The organism is Winogradskya humida (genome assembly GCF_016862215.1).
GTDB lineage: Bacteria > Actinomycetota > Actinomycetes > Mycobacteriales > Micromonosporaceae > Actinoplanes > Actinoplanes humidus.
Map to the genome: position 1 here is coordinate 1 of NZ_BOMN01000060.1, position 16,034 is coordinate 16,034.

23 protein-coding genes are annotated in these 16,034 nt (G+C 69.7%); 8 read left to right on the forward strand and 15 right to left on the reverse strand.

Annotation, left to right across the window (positions count from 1 at the left end):
* Window positions 1–97: 97 nt before the first annotated feature.
* Entirely contained in the window at window positions 98–667 is a 570-nt protein-coding gene (locus Ahu01nite_RS23820; protein ID WP_203838826.1) for a DUF3000 domain-containing protein, read from the reverse strand.
* A gap of 86 nt (window positions 668–753) precedes the next feature.
* Here Ahu01nite_RS23820 and hemE point away from each other — a divergent pair, with 86 nt between their 5' ends.
* Window positions 754–1,782 (forward strand): uroporphyrinogen decarboxylase, encoded by a 1,029-nt coding sequence (gene hemE / locus Ahu01nite_RS23825; protein WP_438874817.1) that lies wholly within the window; start codon window positions 754–756, stop codon window positions 1,780–1,782.
* Here hemE and Ahu01nite_RS23830 read toward each other — a convergent pair.
* From Ahu01nite_RS23830 to Ahu01nite_RS23845, 4 genes are all read right to left on the reverse strand, one after another.
* On the reverse strand, window positions 1,748–2,230 hold the full coding sequence (locus Ahu01nite_RS23830) for a dihydrofolate reductase (protein ID WP_203838828.1): 483 nt from the start codon (window positions 2,228–2,230) through the stop codon (window positions 1,748–1,750). The genes hemE and Ahu01nite_RS23830 overlap by 35 nt on opposite strands.
* Before the next feature lie 46 nt (window positions 2,231–2,276).
* Window positions 2,277–3,074, reverse strand: a complete 798-nt coding sequence (locus Ahu01nite_RS23835) for a thymidylate synthase (protein WP_203838829.1) — start codon at window positions 3,072–3,074, stop codon at window positions 2,277–2,279.
* Window positions 3,075–3,144: 70 nt separating this feature from the next.
* Window positions 3,145–3,393: a hypothetical protein gene (locus Ahu01nite_RS23840; RefSeq protein ID WP_203838830.1), complete on the reverse strand. Its 249-nt coding sequence runs from the start codon at window positions 3,391–3,393 to the stop codon at window positions 3,145–3,147.
* A gap of 44 nt (window positions 3,394–3,437) precedes the next feature.
* Complete coding sequence (locus Ahu01nite_RS23845; protein WP_203838831.1) at window positions 3,438–3,644, reverse strand: DUF397 domain-containing protein; 207 nt, start codon at window positions 3,642–3,644, stop codon at window positions 3,438–3,440.
* 117 nt (window positions 3,645–3,761) lie between these two features.
* Here Ahu01nite_RS23845 and Ahu01nite_RS23850 point away from each other — a divergent pair, with 117 nt between their 5' ends.
* Entirely contained in the window at window positions 3,762–4,442 is a 681-nt protein-coding gene (locus tag Ahu01nite_RS23850) for a polysaccharide deacetylase family protein (RefSeq protein WP_203838832.1), read from the forward strand.
* Here Ahu01nite_RS23850 and wrbA read toward each other — a convergent pair.
* Together wrbA and Ahu01nite_RS23860 are read right to left on the reverse strand one after the other, a co-directional pair.
* Window positions 4,439–5,044 (reverse strand): NAD(P)H:quinone oxidoreductase, encoded by a 606-nt coding sequence (gene wrbA, locus Ahu01nite_RS23855; protein ID WP_203838833.1) that lies wholly within the window; start codon window positions 5,042–5,044, stop codon window positions 4,439–4,441. The genes Ahu01nite_RS23850 and wrbA overlap by 4 nt on opposite strands.
* A gap of 72 nt (window positions 5,045–5,116) precedes the next feature.
* A complete protein-coding gene (locus Ahu01nite_RS23860) occupies window positions 5,117–5,392 on the reverse strand; it encodes an isoamylase early set domain-containing protein (RefSeq protein ID WP_203838834.1) in 276 nt (91 codons plus the stop codon).
* A gap of 77 nt (window positions 5,393–5,469) precedes the next feature.
* Between Ahu01nite_RS23860 and Ahu01nite_RS23865 the strand changes: the two genes are divergently transcribed.
* A complete protein-coding gene (locus Ahu01nite_RS23865; protein ID WP_203838835.1) occupies window positions 5,470–5,913 on the forward strand; it encodes a GNAT family N-acetyltransferase in 444 nt (147 codons plus the stop codon).
* On the opposite strand, the gene Ahu01nite_RS23870 is transcribed toward Ahu01nite_RS23865, so the two are convergent.
* From Ahu01nite_RS23870 to hemG, 4 genes are all read right to left on the reverse strand, one after another.
* The gene (locus tag Ahu01nite_RS23870; protein ID WP_203838836.1) at window positions 5,910–6,284 is read right to left on the reverse strand and encodes an Hpt domain-containing protein; all 375 of its coding nucleotides are present in this window, start codon (window positions 6,282–6,284) and stop codon (window positions 5,910–5,912) included. The two genes, Ahu01nite_RS23865 and Ahu01nite_RS23870, sit on opposite strands and share 4 nt — an antisense overlap.
* Window positions 6,278–6,691 (reverse strand): response regulator, encoded by a 414-nt coding sequence (locus Ahu01nite_RS23875; protein WP_203838837.1) that lies wholly within the window; start codon window positions 6,689–6,691, stop codon window positions 6,278–6,280. Before Ahu01nite_RS23875 ends, Ahu01nite_RS23870 begins: the two co-directional genes overlap by 7 nt.
* 79 nt (window positions 6,692–6,770) lie before the next feature.
* On the reverse strand, window positions 6,771–7,475 hold the full coding sequence (hemQ, locus tag Ahu01nite_RS23880; protein WP_203838838.1) for a hydrogen peroxide-dependent heme synthase: 705 nt from the start codon (window positions 7,473–7,475) through the stop codon (window positions 6,771–6,773).
* Window positions 7,472–8,869: a protoporphyrinogen oxidase gene (gene hemG, locus Ahu01nite_RS23885; RefSeq protein WP_239159084.1), complete on the reverse strand. Its 1,398-nt coding sequence runs from the start codon at window positions 8,867–8,869 to the stop codon at window positions 7,472–7,474. Before hemG ends, hemQ begins: the two co-directional genes overlap by 4 nt.
* Window positions 8,870–9,045: 176 nt before the next feature.
* Between hemG and Ahu01nite_RS23890 the strand changes: the two genes are divergently transcribed.
* The gene (locus Ahu01nite_RS23890) at window positions 9,046–9,228 is read left to right on the forward strand and encodes a hypothetical protein (RefSeq protein WP_203838839.1); all 183 of its coding nucleotides are present in this window, start codon (window positions 9,046–9,048) and stop codon (window positions 9,226–9,228) included.
* Window positions 9,229–9,250: 22 nt separating this feature from the next.
* On the opposite strand, the gene msrB is transcribed toward Ahu01nite_RS23890, so the two are convergent.
* Window positions 9,251–9,655, reverse strand: a complete 405-nt coding sequence (gene msrB / locus Ahu01nite_RS23895) for a peptide-methionine (R)-S-oxide reductase MsrB (RefSeq protein WP_203838840.1) — start codon at window positions 9,653–9,655, stop codon at window positions 9,251–9,253.
* A gap of 167 nt (window positions 9,656–9,822) precedes the next feature.
* Here msrB and Ahu01nite_RS23900 point away from each other — a divergent pair, with 167 nt between their 5' ends.
* A complete protein-coding gene (locus tag Ahu01nite_RS23900; protein ID WP_203838841.1) occupies window positions 9,823–10,299 on the forward strand; it encodes an LPXTG cell wall anchor domain-containing protein in 477 nt (158 codons plus the stop codon).
* Window positions 10,300–10,366: 67 nt separating this feature from the next.
* Window positions 10,367–11,398, forward strand: a complete 1,032-nt coding sequence (ligD, locus tag Ahu01nite_RS23905) for a non-homologous end-joining DNA ligase (protein WP_203838842.1) — start codon at window positions 10,367–10,369, stop codon at window positions 11,396–11,398.
* Here ligD and Ahu01nite_RS23910 read toward each other — a convergent pair.
* Window positions 11,382–11,834: a GNAT family N-acetyltransferase gene (locus tag Ahu01nite_RS23910; protein WP_203838843.1), complete on the reverse strand. Its 453-nt coding sequence runs from the start codon at window positions 11,832–11,834 to the stop codon at window positions 11,382–11,384. The genes ligD and Ahu01nite_RS23910 overlap by 17 nt on opposite strands.
* Window positions 11,835–11,920: 86 nt before the next feature.
* Here Ahu01nite_RS23910 and Ahu01nite_RS23915 point away from each other — a divergent pair, with 86 nt between their 5' ends.
* Window positions 11,921–12,379: a potassium channel family protein gene (locus tag Ahu01nite_RS23915; protein ID WP_203838844.1), complete on the forward strand. Its 459-nt coding sequence runs from the start codon at window positions 11,921–11,923 to the stop codon at window positions 12,377–12,379.
* Here the strand turns inward: Ahu01nite_RS23915 and Ahu01nite_RS23920 are convergent.
* Window positions 12,330–13,898, reverse strand: coding sequence for an alpha/beta hydrolase (locus Ahu01nite_RS23920; protein WP_203838845.1), 1,569 nt, complete (start codon window positions 13,896–13,898; stop codon window positions 12,330–12,332). The genes Ahu01nite_RS23915 and Ahu01nite_RS23920 overlap by 50 nt on opposite strands.
* A gap of 61 nt (window positions 13,899–13,959) precedes the next feature.
* Window positions 13,960–15,027: an ATP-dependent DNA ligase gene (locus Ahu01nite_RS23925; RefSeq protein ID WP_203838846.1), complete on the reverse strand. Its 1,068-nt coding sequence runs from the start codon at window positions 15,025–15,027 to the stop codon at window positions 13,960–13,962.
* Between the two features lie 70 nt (window positions 15,028–15,097).
* On the opposite strand from Ahu01nite_RS23925, the gene Ahu01nite_RS23930 reads away from it, so the two are divergent.
* On the forward strand, window positions 15,098–16,033 hold the full coding sequence (locus Ahu01nite_RS23930; RefSeq protein ID WP_203838847.1) for an SDR family NAD(P)-dependent oxidoreductase: 936 nt from the start codon (window positions 15,098–15,100) through the stop codon (window positions 16,031–16,033).
* Window position 16,034: the final 1 nt, after the last annotated feature.

Here is a 16,034-nt window from a genome sequence, read left to right on the forward strand (position 1 = left end):
CCCGGGAGGCCCGGGAGGCCCGGGAGGCCCGGGAGGCCCGGGAGGCCCGGGAGGCCCGGGAGGCCCGGGAGGCCCGGGAGGCCCGGGAGGCAGAACGCTAGGCGGTTGAGGCGCGCTGGCGGTTCAGGGACGTGACGCCGGGTGGGGGCAGGCCCGCGGTCGAGGCGAGCATGGTGCACCAGCCCTGCAGGTGGGCGCCGAGGTCGTCGGAGGTGGGCGTCCAGGAGGCGCGGATCTCCAGGTCGGCGGTGGGCAGGGGGCCTGCCAGCTCGCCGAAGCGGGTCGACGCTGTCTGGGTGATCGTGCCACCGATCGCTGTGTACGCGGCCGCGTGCTGCTCGAGCCCGTCGGTGAGCCAGGTCCAGGCGACGGCGGGCAGCAGGGGATCGCCGGCCAGGTCGGACTCCAGCTCGGCGGTGATGAGCGTCACGAGCCGCAGATTGCCCCGCCAGGCCTCGTGGCCGTCCGGGTCGTGCAGCAGGATCAGCCGGCCGCTCGCGACCTCTTCGCCGTCGCGCAGCACGGTGGCGCTGAGCGCGAAGCCGTACGGTGCGAGCCGTTGAGGTGCGGCGATCTCTTCGAGGAGGATCTCCTCGCGCGGGGCAGCGGCCCGCAACCCTGCCACAGCGCGGGTGAACGCCTCGGGTGCAGCGGACGTAGGCGCCATGCAAGGAAGGGTATGCCGATCACTGCCTCGTGTCCGCGCGCGGCGCGCCGCACGCTCCCGTTCACTCACGTGGCACGATGTCGCGGGTGAGCAACTCTCCCGCCGACTCCGCCCTCGTCCGCGCCGCCCGCGGGCTGGAAGTGCCCCGCACCCCCGTCTGGTTCATGCGTCAGGCCGGCCGTTCGCTGCCGGAGTACCGCAAGATCCGGCAGGGTGTCGCCATGCTGGAGTCGTGCCGCCGGCCGGAGCTGGTCACGGAGATAACCCTGCAGCCGGTCCGCCGCCACGGCGTCGACGCCGCCATCCTCTTCAGCGACATCGTGGTCCCGCTCGCGGCTGCCGGGATCGACCTCGACATCGTCCCCGGCACCGGGCCGGTCGTGGCCGAGCCGATCCGCACGGCGGCCGCGGTGGAGGCCCTGCGCCCGCTCGACGCCACCGATGTGAGTTATGTCGCCGAGTCGGTCCGGCTGCTGCTGCCCGAGCTGGGTGCCACGCCGCTGATCGGGTTCGCGGGGGCGCCCTTCACGCTGGCGAGTTATCTCATCGAGGGCGGGCCCTCACGCACGTACCTCAAGACCAAAGCCATGATGTACGGCGACCCGCAGCTGTGGCACACGCTGTGTTCCCGCCTGGCCGACATCACCCTGACGTTCCTGCGGGTCCAGATCGACGCGGGTGTCAGCGCCGTCCAGCTCTTCGACTCGTGGGCGGGCGCGCTCTCCGAGGCGGACTACCGCGAATACGTCATGCCGCACTCCACGCGCGTCCTGAGCGGCCTCGCCGACGCGGGTGTCCCGCGGATCCACTTCGGGGTCGGCACGGGTGTCCTGCTCGAGGCGATGGGCGAGGCGGGTGCGGACGTCGTCGGCGTCGACTGGCGTACCCCACTGGACCGTGCCGTGAGCGTCGTCGGCCCGGAGCGGTCCCTGCAGGGCAACCTGGACCCGGCGATCCTGTTCGCGCCGTGGGAGGTCGTCGAGCGCGAGACCCGGCGGGTGCTGGCGCAGGGCAGGGCCGCCCGCGGCCACATCTTCAACCTCGGCCACGGCGTCATGCCGGAAACCGACCCGGACGTGCTCACGCGCCTGGTCGAGCTGGTCCACTCCGTCTGAGGTCCTCGACCACGTAGGCATCCGCCGGCTCGGCCTTCTTCAGCTGCCACTCGGGGCCGAGCTCTGGCGCCCAGGTGTCACCGTCGACGGCCAGGTCGATCCTGGTCCGCACGATGTGGCCGGCGTGGGGGAGCAGCGCGGCGTAGATCTCCGCGCCGCCCATCACCCAGAAGTCGTCGAGTTTGCTCAACAGTTCGTCGATCGAGGACAGCACCTCGGCGCCCGGCGCGGACCAGCCCGGGCGGCGGCTGAGAACGACGTTGCGGCGCCCGGGAAGGGGCCTGACCCTCTCGGGCAGCGACTCCCACGTGCCGCGGCCCATCACGACCGTGGCGCCCATCGTGCGCTCACGGAAGACCTTCTGCTCACCGGGAATCCGCCACGGAATCTCGCCCTCGTTCCCGATGACCCTGTTCTGCGCCTCGGCCCAGATCATGTGGATCGTCATGCTGAGCCCCCGGAGCGGCGCGGTTCGCGAAGTTCGGTGCGGTCGGTCATACCGCGACCGGGGCCCGCAGAGCCGGGTGGTGCTGGTAGCCCTCGAGCGCGAAGTCTTCGTACCTGTAGTCGAAGAGTGAGGGGGCCGGGGCGAGCTTGAGGGCGGGGAAGTCATACGCCTCCCGGCTGAGCTGTTCGCGGACCTGCTCGACGTGGTTGGAGTAGACGTGGCAGTCGCCGCCGACCCAGATGAAGTCGCCGGGGACCAGCCCGGACTGCTCGGCGATCATGTGCGTGAGCAGCGCATAGCTCGCGATGTTGAACGGCACGCCGAGGAACATGTCGGCGCTGCGCTGGTAGAGCTGGCAGCTCAGCCGGCCGTCGGCCACGTAGAACTGGAACATGGCGTGGCACGGGGCGAGGGCCATCTCGGGCAGCTGGGCGACGTTCCAGGCGGAGACGATCATGCGCCGGGAGTCGGGGTCGCGTTTCAGCGTGGCGAGCAGTTCGGTGATCTGGTCGGCGTGACCGCCGTCCGGGGTGGGCCAGGAGCGCCACTGCTTGCCGTAGACCGGGCCGAGCTCGCCGTTGTCGTCGGCCCACTCGTCCCAGATGGAGACGCCCTGCTCGCGCAGCCAGGCGACGTTGCTGTCGCCGCGCAGGAACCAGAGCAGCTCGACCGCGACCGACTTGAAGTGCACGCGCTTGGTCGTGACCAGCGGGAAGCCCTGCGAGAGGTCGTAACGCAGCCGCTCGCCGAAGAGGCTGACCGTTCCCGTGCCGGTGCGGTCCGCTTTGGGGACCCCGGTCTCGAGGACACGTCGGAGCAACTCTTCGTACTGGGTGTCGGGCATGGCCGACACGTTAACGCGCCGCGCCGTGCCGCCCGTGGTTGTTACCGGTCGGCGCGGCGCGGGTCACACGTCATCGGGACCAGGCGTCGCTCATCGCCGAGATCTGTTGATTGAGCTGTGCCAGGTCGCGGTTGGGCTCTTCCTTCTCCGCCGGTTCGGCGTGAAAGCCGAGCTGTGTGCCGAGCTGCTGCCATCTGTCGAACAGGATGGCTTCGATCAGAACGTTCTTGACTTCGTCGTGGGCCTCCTGAAGCTCCTTGACGGCAGCCTCGTAGCGCTCCACCTTCTTCAGCAGCTCAGAACCCTCGTAATTGCTCATGTCCCAACCGTAACGGGAGATGAAGGTTGTTCGGGTTGATATCGCTACAGGTCGAACTCGCCGTCTTTGGCCCCACCCACGAAGGCATCCCATTCGGCGGGCGTGAAGAAGAGCACATCGCCCTCCGGGCGCCGTGAATCACGCACGGCCACCCCATTGTCCAGCAGGGCGACCTCAACGGCCGCTTCCTCGGACTTTGCACTGCGGCGCCACACTGCGCCGCTCAGATCTGCCTCGAACTTCTTCACCACGGCGCACAGTCTGCCATCAGCTGCGAAATACGTCCCCGAAAGGATGACGTACTCTGGCGTGTGCTCGTTTCTACCGATCTTCGACTAAAAGCTTGGACCCGGTCGCTCCGTAAGCCTATGTCGCTTTTCGGGGCCGCGGCGTTGTTGCTCGCCACGGGTCCGGCCGCTCCGGCGGCACCGGTGAAACCGGCGGCACAAGCACCGGAGCGGTCCCCGAGGGCGTACGGTCCGGCGGTTCCCAAGCAGGCCAGGACAGTGGCGCTGACGTTCGATGACGGGCCGTCCCGTTACACGCCGCAGATTCTCGCCGTGCTGCGCCGGCACCACGTGCATGCCACGTTCTGCATGCTGGGTGACGAGGCCCGCCGATACCCCGAGCTCGCCCGCCAGGTCGTCGCCGAGGGGCACCAGGTCTGCAACCACAGCCGCGATCACGCCAACCTGCAGAAGGCCTCGACGGCCAAGGTCCGCGCGGAGGTCACCAAGGCGCAGAAACAGATCAAGAAGGCCACCGAGGTGACACCCAAGGTCTTCCGCTTCCCATACGGTGCGTCGGACAGCCAGGCCCGCAAGGTCGTCCATGGGTACGGTCTCCGCGTACTCGGCTGGAATGTCGACCCCGAGGACTGGACCCGTCCGCCGGCCAAGAAGATCACCACCCGGATCACCGCGCACGTCAAGAACGGTTCCGTGGTCCTGATGCACGACGGCGGCGGGGACCGGAGTCACACCGCCGCCTCGCTCGAAGCCACCATCACCCGGCTCCGGGCCCGTGGATACACGTTCGTCCTCGCCTAGGCGGCGAGCTTGGCACCGATCTCGACGATGCGCTGGGCCAGGTGGTCCAGTGCCGCCGTCGTGGCGTCGCTCAGCGGGTCGTCGTTGGTGGCGCCCGTGACGTGCGAGACGCCGTAGGGGTTGCCGTCGGCGAACTTCAGCGGGTCGGTGTAACCGGGCGGCACGATGACGCCGCCGAAGTGGTAGATCGAGTTGTAGAGCGCCAGCAGGGTCGACTCCTGGCCGCCGTGCGCGGTCTGGCTGGCGGTGAAGCCGGCGTAGGCCTTGTTCGCCAGCAGGCCCTGGCCCCACTGCGCGCCGAGCGTGTCGAGGAACTGCTTGAGCTGGCTCGCCACGTTGCCGTAGCGGGTCGGGGTGCCGAGCAGCACCGCGTTGGCCCACACGATGTCGTCCGCGGTCGCCTTCGGGTCGTTCTTGGTGCGATCGAAGTGCTGGCTCCAGGCCGTGTTGGAGGCGATGGCCTCCTCGGGTGCGAGCTCGGCGACCTGGCGCAGCCGCACCTCGGCACCGGCCTTCTCGCCGGCCTGCTGGAGTCGCTCCGCCATGCCGTGGATCGTTCCGGTGGACGAGTAGTAGATGATCGCCAGTTTCACGTTCGCCACGAGAGCCCCTTCCGTAGTTGTTTGCACCGTCAACTAACGGTAGTTCGTTCCCGGGGAGGGCGAGGTGAAACTCTAGAGAAGCAACTCGCTGCCGTGCGGCCCCACGCCGTCGGCCTGCTCGTCGTCCAGCCAGACGCCGTCCGAGGCCAGGTAACGGAACTTGTGGTGGCCCGGGGCGAGGTTCACCGTGATGGTGCGGGTGCCGTCGCGGCGCACCTTCAGCTCGTGCAGCCCCGGCTTCCAGCCGTTGAACGTGCCCACCACGCTCACCGTCCCGGCGGGTGCGTCGCTGGGCAGGCAGAACGTCACCCGGGTCTTGTTGCCGAACAGCTTGCTTCGCTTGATCATCTTCGCTCCCAAGGCTCCGGCCTCCGGTCAGAACAACGCCCGAGGATACGGGAAGTCACGGCCTTTAGAATTTTGAGATGCACCCCGAGCCCCATGACGAGATCCGCGCGGCGTCGTTCCGCGATCTCGGCGTCAACACGCTCTACGCGATCCTGAAGCTGCGCGTCGACGTCTTCGTCGTCGAGCAGAAGTGCGCATACCCCGATCTGGACGGCCGCGACGCCGAGCCGGGCACCCGGCACGTGTGGATCGAGCGCGGCGGCGAGATCCTGGCCTGCCTGCGGATCCTGGACGACGGCGAGGTCGAGCGGATCGGGCGTGTCGTGACGGCGCCGTCCGCGCGCGGGGGCGGGTATGCGAGCCGGCTCATCGAGCACGCGCTCGAGATCATCGGCCGTCGGCCCAGCGTCCTGGAGGCTCAAGCGCATCTGGCCGGCTTCTACGGGCGGTTCGGCTTCGAGACCGTGGGCGCTGAGTACCTCGAGGACGGCATTCCGCACGTACCCATGAAGCGCCCTTAAAGCTCTTCCGCGAGGCCGGCGCAGATCGGCTCGATCCGCTGGTAGGTGGCACGGATCCGGTCCAGGGTGGACAGCGGGTCCGGCAGGTCTCCGGCCCGGGCGGTGTCCTCCAGATCGGCGAGGAGCGTGCTCATGGCCTGGATGCCCAGGTTGGCCGCCGAGCCCTTGAGGGCGTGCGCCTGGTCCCGCACCTGCTCGGTGTCGCCCGCGTTCAGTGCTTCGGCCAGGCCGTCGATGGCCGCCGGCGTCTTCGCAACGTACGAAGTGAGCAGCCGGACCATCAGCTTCCGTTCCGGTTCCGACGGTGCGGGTCCGCAGATCTCGCCGAGCCGCGCCTGGATACCGGCGCGGTCGGCCCCGGCGTCTACCAATCGTCCGGAGCGTCGACGGGGCGAGGGAGCAGGCTCTGCACGGTGCTCGCCAGGACGTCCGGGCTGACCGGCTTCTCGAGGTACGGCGCGCCGCCCTGGACGATGCCGGAGCTGAGCGCCACGTGCCGGGGAATGCCGCTCACGTAGACGATCTTCATCCGCGGGTAGACCGTACTGACCCAGCGGGCCAGGCCACCGGTGGTGTCGCCGGGCAGCGAGAGATCGGCGATGAGTACGTCGATCTTGCCGGACCGCTGCTTGCAGATCTCGGTCGCGGCGTCCGTGCCCGCGGCGGACAGCACCTCGAAGCCCCGGCGCTCCAGCGAGTAGGACATGACGTCACGCACGTCAGCGTCGTCCTCGACGATCAGGACAACGGGCAGTGAACCGCTTGATGGCTTAGTCATCGCGGGCCCGACGCTAATCGGGCCCGCGGCTTCTGTGGCTCAAACCGCGACTCTGTCGCCCTTTAAGGTGATGACCGCCTTACGGCAGGGTCGCGACGATCTCGGTGACCGAGCGGCGGCGTCCGGTGTAGAACGGCACCTCCTCGCGGACGTGCCGGCGGGCGGTCGAGGCGCGCAGGTCACGCATCAGGTCGACGATGCGGTGCAGCTCGTCCGCCTCGAACGCGAGGATCCACTCGTAGTCGCCGAGCGCGAACGACGCGACCGTGTTGGCCCGCACGTCGGGGTATCCGCGCGCCATCTTGCCGTGCTCGGCGAGCATGAAGCGGCGCTCCTCGTCGGGCAGGATGTACCACTCGTAGGAGCGGACGAACGGGTACACGCTGATGTAGGGCCGCGGGGTCTCGTCCGCGAGGAACGCCGGCAGGTGGCTCCGGTTGAACTCGGCCGGGCGGTGCAGCGCCATCTGGGACCAGACCGGGGTGAGGTGCCGGCCCAGCGCCGTGCGGCGGAACAGCCCGTAGGCGTCCTGCAGCGCGTCGGAGGTGCTCGCGTGCCACCAGATCATGATGTCGGCGTCGGCCCGCAGCCCGGACACGTCGTAGGTCCCGCGGACCGTGACGTCCTTGCCGCCGAGCTGCTCGAACAGCGCGTCGACCTCGCCCGCGAGCTCGTCGCGCAACGCGGGCAGCGGCGTCGTGGCGCGGAAGACCGACCACATGGTGTAACGGATCGTGGCGTTGAGCTCGTTGATCCGGGCGGCATTGCTTTGGGGCTCGCTCATCGCTTCTCCAGGTATTTCAGGACGTCGTCGGCGGCCTTCTCGCCGCTGGCCACGCAGGCCGGCACCCCGACGCCGTCGAAGGCGGCGCCGGCCAGCGCGAGGCCGGGGTGGTCGTTGAGGGCCGCGCGGGCGAGGGCGACCCGGTCGAGGTGGCCGGGGGCGTACTGGGGGAGTCCGCCGCCCCAGCGCTGCACCCACGAGGCGGTCGGCTGCGGGAGCTCCGTGTCGAGGAGGCGGCCCAGCTCGGCGTGCGCGGTGGCGGCGAGCACGGAGTCGTCGTACTGGAGGCGCTCCTGCTCGCCGTCGCGGCCCAGCGAGACCCGGACGATCACCGGACCGTCCCCGGTGGCCAGGTGCGACCACTTGCGGGTGAAAAACGTGGCTGCCTTGACCAGCGTGCCCTCACCCGGCGGCACCAGGAAGCCGGAGAGCTCGGGCAGCTCGGTGCCGGGCGGCAGCGCGAACGCGGCCAGGGCGACGCTGGCGTAGCCGAGCACCTCGACCTCGGCGGCGGCGGAGAGATCGATCCCGGCCAGCATGCGCGCGGCGGGACTCGCGGGCACGGCCAGCACCACGGCGTCGACGTCGTCGGTCTGCGGCATCGGCACCGGGCCCAGCAGCAACCGCCAGCCGTGCGCGGTGCGCTGCAGCTCGCGGACCGGCAGGCCCAGGCTGATCCGGGCGCCACTGGCAGCGGCGGCGGCGCCGATCAGGCTGCTCATGCCACCGGCGAGCGAAGCGAAGATCGGGCGGCCCGGCGCCCTGACGGAGGCGGCCTGGGCGGCGCGGACGGCACCGGCCAGGGTGTGCTCGGTGCGAGCGGTGCGAGCCAGCGCGGGCATGGTGGTGGCGAGTGACAACCGGTCGGCGCGTCCCGCGTAGACACCGCCGAGCATCGGGTCGACGAGCCGGTCGGCGACCTCGGCACCGTAACGGGCCCGGACCAGCTCGCCGACGGCTATGTCCTCGCCCTCGGCGAGCAGCGGGCGGCCCTCATCGCGGTCGGCGCCGGCTTTCGGTGTCGCCACCGCGCCCAGGGTGCTCAGGTCGCCGGGGACGCCGACGAGCGTGCCGGCCGGGACCCGCTCCAGCTTGCCGCCGATCGCCAGCGCCGCCGGGATGGCCGCGGGGTGCACGAGGGAGTCGCCGAGCCCGAGGCGGCGGGCGAACCGGATCGCGGCGGACTCACCGCCGTCGGGGGAGCTCATCAGCATCGACTCGGCGCCCCGCTCGACCTGGGTGCCCGCGATGTCGCCGGTACGCAGTTTTCCGCCGAGCCGGCCGGACTGCTCGTACACGATGATCTCGGTGTCGGCGGGTGCCTGGTCGCGGATCCGCACCGCGGCGGCCAATCCGGCCACGCCGCCGCCGATGACAGCTACTCGCTTGCGCACACCGTGCAATTGCCCCACCGCCTTCAACCGAACTGAAGCGTTCTCCACACTGTCAGGTTGGCTCGTGCCCCGGTGACCGGGGTCCTTCGATGTGAGCGGCACAGCACCCACCTTGCCCGGCGAAACGATCGGCGGGGCAGGGCCGAAGGTCCCATGTGTGCGATTACGCTGAGGTGATGGACTATCAGGTTTCCGTGACAGTCGAGCAGTTGGCCGAGTGGTACGTGCGACTCAAGGGCATCGCGGACGCCCACCACGGGCATCCGACGGGGGAACACCTCAAGGACCTCGCGCAGGAGGTCTACGAGATGGTCCCCTCGGAGTGGTGGGCCACTCAGCCCGACGCGGTCAGATCCTGACCGGCGCCTACCCTGACCTCGCCTATTTAGCGTCCAGCTTGATCGACAGGCTGTTCACGCAGTGCCGCGTGTTCTTCGGCGTCATCATCTCGCCCTTGAACACGTGGCCCAGGTGGCTGTCGCAGCGGGCGCAGCGGATCTCCGTGCGCACCATGCCGGCGCTGTGGTCGTCGATCTCCTTGACGGCTCCCGGGATGGCATCGTCGAACGACGGCCAGCCGCAGTGGGAGTCGAACTTCGTGTCGCTCGGGTAGAGGTCGGCACCGCAGGCGCGGCACTCGTACATTCCCTCGGTCTTGGTGTTCACGTACTCGCCGGACCAGGGTCGCTCCGTGCCCGCGAGGCGCAGGACGCGGAACTCATCAGGAGTCAGGCGAACCCGCCACTCGTCGTCGGTGGTCGGGATCGTGGATTCGTCAGTCGCCATATATCAAAGGTACTTCGCGCCGCACTGGTAGTGCGGCGTCGCGCGTACCCGCTGCCGTTGAAGTCTCTGTCCGCTCTTCTCCGTGGGTCCAATACGTGCAAAACGGACCTCAAGCGCTAAACTTCACCGGACCAATGGCACAAAACGCGACAGAACGGATTCTTCTGATGAGTTTCACGCGCCGGTTGGCCGCGGGTCTCCCCGTGGCCGGCGTCACCGCCTTCGCCGCCCTGGCTCTCACCGGAGCGCCCGCCGCTGCGGGTGACCAGGCCGCCGTCCAGGCCGCCCAGCCGGCGGTCATGCAGACGCCGTGCGCCGCCGGCGACCGCGACGACGACTGTGGGTACGCCAGCACCGCACCGGGCGCCACCGAGCCCACCCGCGGCGGCCCGGGCTACGGCAGCACCGCGCCGACCACGGCACCGACGCCGACCGCCAGCGTGGACACCGTCCCGCCGGGCGGCGAGCTCCCGGCGACGTCCCCCGCGGCCACCCCGAGCTCGCCCACCCCGGGCGGCGTCAGCCCGGCCGGCACCCTGCCGCTCACCGGTGCGCCGATGGGCCTCACCGTCGCCGTCGGCGCGGTCCTGATCGCCGGTGGCGTGGGCGCGGTCTACGCCAGCCGTCGCCGCCGGTCCGCCTGATCCACTCAAGTAGTGCGACACGGCCGCTCTCCTACCCGAGGAGGGCGGCCGTCGTTATGGTCAGCGGATGGCAGCTTCCCGATCGCCCGCCGAAGAGATCGAGGTCGCGGGGCACACCGTGCGCCTCAGCAGCCCCGACAAGGTCTGCTTCCCCGCGAAGGGCTACACCAAGCGGGACGTCTTCGAGTACTACCTCGCCGTCGGCGACGGCATCATGCGGGCCCTGAAGGACCGGCCCACCACGCTGCAACGCTTCCCGGACGGGCTCGCGGGGGAGACGTTCTTCCAGAAACGCATCCCCACCCGCGGGGTGCCAACCTGGGTGCGGACGGCGACGATCGCGTTCCCGAGCGGGCGTACGGCCGACGAGCTGTGCCCGGCCGACCTGGCGCACGTGGCCTGGGCCGCGCAGATGGGCACGATCGTCTTCCACCCCTGGCCGGTCCGCGGAACGGCCCCCGACAACCCCGACGAGCTGCGTATCGACATCGACCCGCAGCCGGGCAACACGTTCGCCGACGTCGTCAGCACCGCCGGGGTGATCAACGAGGTGCTCGGCGACCTCGGCTGGGCCGGCTACCCGAAGACGTCCGGCGGCCGCGGCGTACACGTATATGTGCGGATCCGGCCCGACTGGTCCTTCGTGCAGGTGCGCCGGGCGGCTATCGCGCTGGCCAGGGAGGTCGAGCGGCGCAGCCCCGACCGGATCACCACGTCCTGGTGGAAGGAGGAGCGCGGCGAGCGGGTGTTCCTCGACTACAACCAGATGGCCCGGGACCGGACGATCGCCTGCGCGTACTCGCTGCGGGCCAACGAGCGGGCCACGGTGTCGGCCCCGGTCACGTGGGCCGAGCTGACCGAGGTGGAGCCGGACGACTTCGATCTGCGTACGGTGCCGAAGCGGTTCGCCGAGATGGGTGACCCGCACGCCGGCATCGACGACGTGGCGCACGACATCACGCCGCTGCTGGAGTGGTCCGACCGTGACGCGGCGGCCGGTCAGGGCGACCTGCCCTACCCGCCCGACCACCCCAAGATGCCCGGTGAGCCGAAACGAGTGCAGCCGTCGAAGAACCGCGATCTCAAATCGACATCTTGAAGCCCTCGTGCGTCGCCTCGAAGCCGAGCCCGGCGTAGAAGCGGTGAGCGTCGATGCGGAGCTTGTCGGTGGTCAGCTGGGCCACACTGCACCCGCGTTCGCGACCGCGATCGATGGCCCACTTCATCATGGCGTTGCCCACGCCCTGCCCGCGCTGGTCGCTGCGGACCCGCACGGCCTCGATCGTCATGCGCTCGGCGCCGCGCCGGCTCAGTGACGGGGTGAACGTCAGCTGGCAGGTGCTGACGACCTCGCCGCCGGATTCCCCCACGATCAGCTCGTTGCGCGGGTCGGCGTCGATCGCCTCGAACGCCGCCCAGTAACCGGCGTCGCTCTGCTCGGTCTCCCGGGTGCTACCTATCACATCGTCGGCCAGCAGTGTCAAGATATCGGACAGGTCTGCGCGGTTGGCCGTCCGGAAGGTCAGTTCATCCACGTGGCCAGAGTGCCCCATCGAACCGCCCCGCCACCACCCGTCACTTGGCTGAAGACTGGCCTTCCGTCCCGGTGCACGATGACTTCGTGCGGATACTGCTCGCGCCGTTCCGCGGCGTCTACCGGGGACTTGTCTGGCTGGCGAACTCGCCGAGGACGCTGATCCTGTCGTACCTGCTGCTGATCATGATCTGTGGTGTTCTGTACCACTTCTTCGAGGACGAGACCTCGTTCGGCGACGCGATGTGGTGGGCGGTAGTGACCGCCTCGACGGTCGGTTACGGCGACATCTCGCCAGAGACGTGGCAGGGCCGCGTGATGGCGGCCCTGCTCATCTCGATCATGGTGCTCATCGTGGTGCCGCTGATCACAGCGCACTTCGCCAGCAAGCTCATCGTCGACACGGACGCGTTCCAGCACGACGAGCAGGAGGAGCTGAAGAACAACCTGCGCCGGGTCCGTCAGCTGCTGGAGGAGCTGGCGGAGCGCGAGGGGATCACTTCGCCGGGCAGCGCAGACCCTCCTGCGGCACCTGGAGATCGATGAGGTAGTTGTCGACCGCCTGGACGATGCACTTGGTGCTCGGGTACGCGGTGTGACCCTCGCCCTCCCAGGTCAGCACGTGCCCGGTGCCCAGCATCGAGGCCAGATGGGCGGTGTTCTCGTAGGGCGTGGCCGGGTCGCCGGTGGTGCCCACGACCACGATCGGCGGGGCGCCGCTGGCCGCACCCGTCGGGTAGGGGTCGTGCTTGCCCGGCCAGAACGCGCAGCCCATCATGCCGATCGCCATGGACGCGCCGAAGAGCGGATATTTCGTACGCCACTCGCCCTGCAGCTGGCGGATCTTGTCGACGGTCAGGTTCTCCGAGGTGTCCGCGCAGTTCACCGCGTAGTTGGCGTCGAACAGGTTGGAGTAGCTGCCGTTCGTCTTGCGGTCGGCGTACTGGTCGGCGAGGTCGAAGACGCCGTCCGGGTCGCCGCCCTGCAGGCTCTCGATCGCGCGGGCGAGCTGGAGCCAGCCGGTCTCGGTGTAGAGCGACGAGATCACCGACAGGAACACCCAGCCGGAGGTGGCCTTGCGGCCGTCGCTGCCCGTAAGCGGTGACGCCTGCGCCTTGGCCAGGGCGTCGGTGACCGCCTTGCGCGGGTCGGCCGAGATCGGGCAGCGTGCCGCGTTGGCCTTGCACCACGCGGTGAAGTTGGTGAACGCCCGCTCGAAGCCCTTGGCCTGGGTCTCCGCGGAGGCGATCCCGTCCTGCTCCGGGTCGATCGCGCCGTCCAGCACCAGGGCGCGGATCTTGTCGGGGTAGAGCTGGGCGTACGTCGCGCCGAGCAGCGTGCCGTACGAGAAACCGAGGTAGGTCATCTTCGCGTCGCCGACGGCGGTGCGCAGCGCGTCCATGTCGTGCGCGGCCTGTTCGGTGCTGAAGTTCGCGAGCTGGTCGCCGTACTTCTGACCGCAGGCCGCGCCGATCTTCTTGTTCAGATCGACGGCCTGCTGGAACGCCGCGGCCGATTTCGGGTCGGGCTCCATCGCGAACGAGGCGTCCTGGTCGGCATCGCTGATGCACTTGACCGGGCTGGAGCGCCCGACACCGCGCGGGTCGAAACCGATGATGTCGAACTTGTCGGTGACCTCGGTCGGCAGGCCACCGAGGGTCTGGCCGTACGACAGGTAGACGGCCGTGTCGATGCCGGAACCGCCGGGGCCACCGGGGTTGATCAGCAGCGACCCGACCCGGGCGGTCTGCGTGTCGGACCGGATCCGGATCATGGCGACGTCGTACGTCTTCCCGCTCTGCGGGTTGTTCCAGTCCTGGGGCACGGCGACCGACGCGCAGTCGTACGTCATGCCGCTGGCACCGCGGCCGACGAGCTCCTGCGGCACCTCGGGGCACGAGGTCCACTGGGCCTGTGTGCCGGGCACCGCGGCGGGCGCGCTGCCTCCGGGGGTGGCGGGGGCGGCACTGTCATCCTCGGGCGCGAAGACCGGCAGTGTGCAACCGGCAGTCGCGATGACCGCGGCGGCCAGGGCAGCCAGAACCAGGCGGGGGGTACGCGGCATATTTCCTCGCATCTCGGCGGTGTCCGCTCACGAGGCTACGCGGTGGTCGCCGCAAGCCCGGTCATCGGCTTGTCAGAACGTCCGCCAGCTGGAACCGGACCGGCCGTTCGAGCTGCTCATAGTTGCAGGAGGCCGGCTCGCGATCGGGCCGCCACCGCTCGAACTGGGCGGTGTGCCGGAACCGGAGGCCCTCCATGTAGTCGTAGCGCACCTCCACCACCCGTTCCGGGCGTAGAGGCGTGAAAGAGAGGTCTTTGCCGTTGTTCCACCGGCTCACTTCATTCTTGCGCGGCGTACGCTCACCCGACTCGTGCGCCGCCCAGTTCCACGGATGCCCCTCGAACGGCACGATCAGGTGCTGGAGCTCGTCGAACAGCTCCTCGCGTACCTTCATCGGGAAGGCTCCGATCACCCCGACCGAGACCAGCACATCGCGCTCGTCGAAGAGCCCGAGCAGCAGCGATCCGATGCGGTTCTCGGCAGACTTGTGCACGCGGTATCCGGCGACCACGCAGTCCGCCGTACGTTTGTGCTTGATCTTGGCCATGACCCGCTTGTCCGGTTCGTAGCCGAGGTCCTTGCCCTTGGCGATCAGCCCGTCCAGCCCGGCACCCTCGAACTCCTCGAACCACCGCCGCGCGGTCGCCAGGTCATCGGTCGCGGGCGTGACGTAGACCGGCGGTTTCGCGCCGGCCAGCGCCGCCTCCAGGCGGGCCCGTCGCTCGGCGAACGGCCGCGTGGTCAGGTCCTCGTCGCCGAGCGCCAGCAGATCGAAGGCGACAAACCCGGCGGGCGTCTGCTCCGACAACAGCTTGACCCGGCTCGCCGCGGGATGGATCCGCTGCTGCAGCGCCTCGAAGTCGAGCATGTTGCGCTCGGTGTCGGCCACGATCACCTCGCCGTCGATCACCGCCCGCTCCGGGAAGTTCGCCAGCACCGCCCGGACGACCTCGGGGAAATACCGGGTCATCGGCTTCTCGTTGCGGCTCCCGATCTCCACCTCGTCCCCGTCGCGGAAGATGATCGACCGGAAACCGTCCCATTTCGGCTCGTAGAGCTGCCCCGCCGGGATGTCGGTGACCGGCTTCGCGAGCATCGGCTTGACAGGCGGGTTGATCGGCAGGTCCATGCCGCCAGTCTCCCTTTTTGTTCTCGAAAAGAAAGCGTTCATCGGCCACCACGCCGGGTAATCGTGGTCCATGACGTCACGTGTGGTGGTTCTGACCGGTGGTTCGAGCGGGATCGGCCGGGCCGCCGCGCTGGCGTTCGCCGCCCGCGGGGACAAGGTGGTGCTCGCCGCGCGCGGCCTCGCCGACCTGGAAAAGGTGGCGGCTGCCTGCGGCGGCGCGGCGCTGGTCGTGCCTACCGATATATCAGTACGCGCGGAGGTCGAGGACCTCGCTGACGCGGCCGTCGACCAGTTCGGCCGGATCGACGTCTGGGTCGACACCGCGGCCGTCATGGCGTACGGACGCTTCGAAGACATCCCCCCGCACGTCTTCGACCGGACCGTGACCACCGACCTGCTCGGCTCGGCCAACGTCGCCCGCGCCGCCCTGCGCATCTTCCGCACCCAGCGCCGCGGCACCCTCATCCTGACCGGCTCGCTGCTCGGCCACGTCACCGTCCCCAACATGTCCGCCTACGTGACGTCGAAATGGGGCCAGCGCGCCCTCGCCCGGACCCTCCACCAGGAAACGATGGACGCCCCGGACATCCACATCTGCCAGCTCGCCCCGGGCAGCGTCGACACACCCATCTACACCAGCGCGGCGAACTACGCGGGCTTCGTGGGCCGCCCGCCCCCGCCGGTCGACACCGCCGCCCGCATGGGCGCCGCCATCCTCAGCCTCGCCGACCGCCCCCGCCGCTCCATCTCCGTCGGCGCCACGAACAGGCTCATCGAATTCGGCTTCACCGCCCTGCCCCCGGTCTACGACAGGCTGGTCGGCCCCCTGATGACCCGGGTCGCCCTGTCCCGCCGCACCACGCCCCCGACCACGGGCAACGTCCTGGGCCCGGCCTCCCGCTCCGAAGGCGGGCCCCTGCGCCTCGGCCGGGTCGCGGTGGGCGCTGCCGCTGCCGTTGGCGCTTCGGCCGTACTTTTCCTGGGCCGTCGCGTTTTCCGGGGTTGAC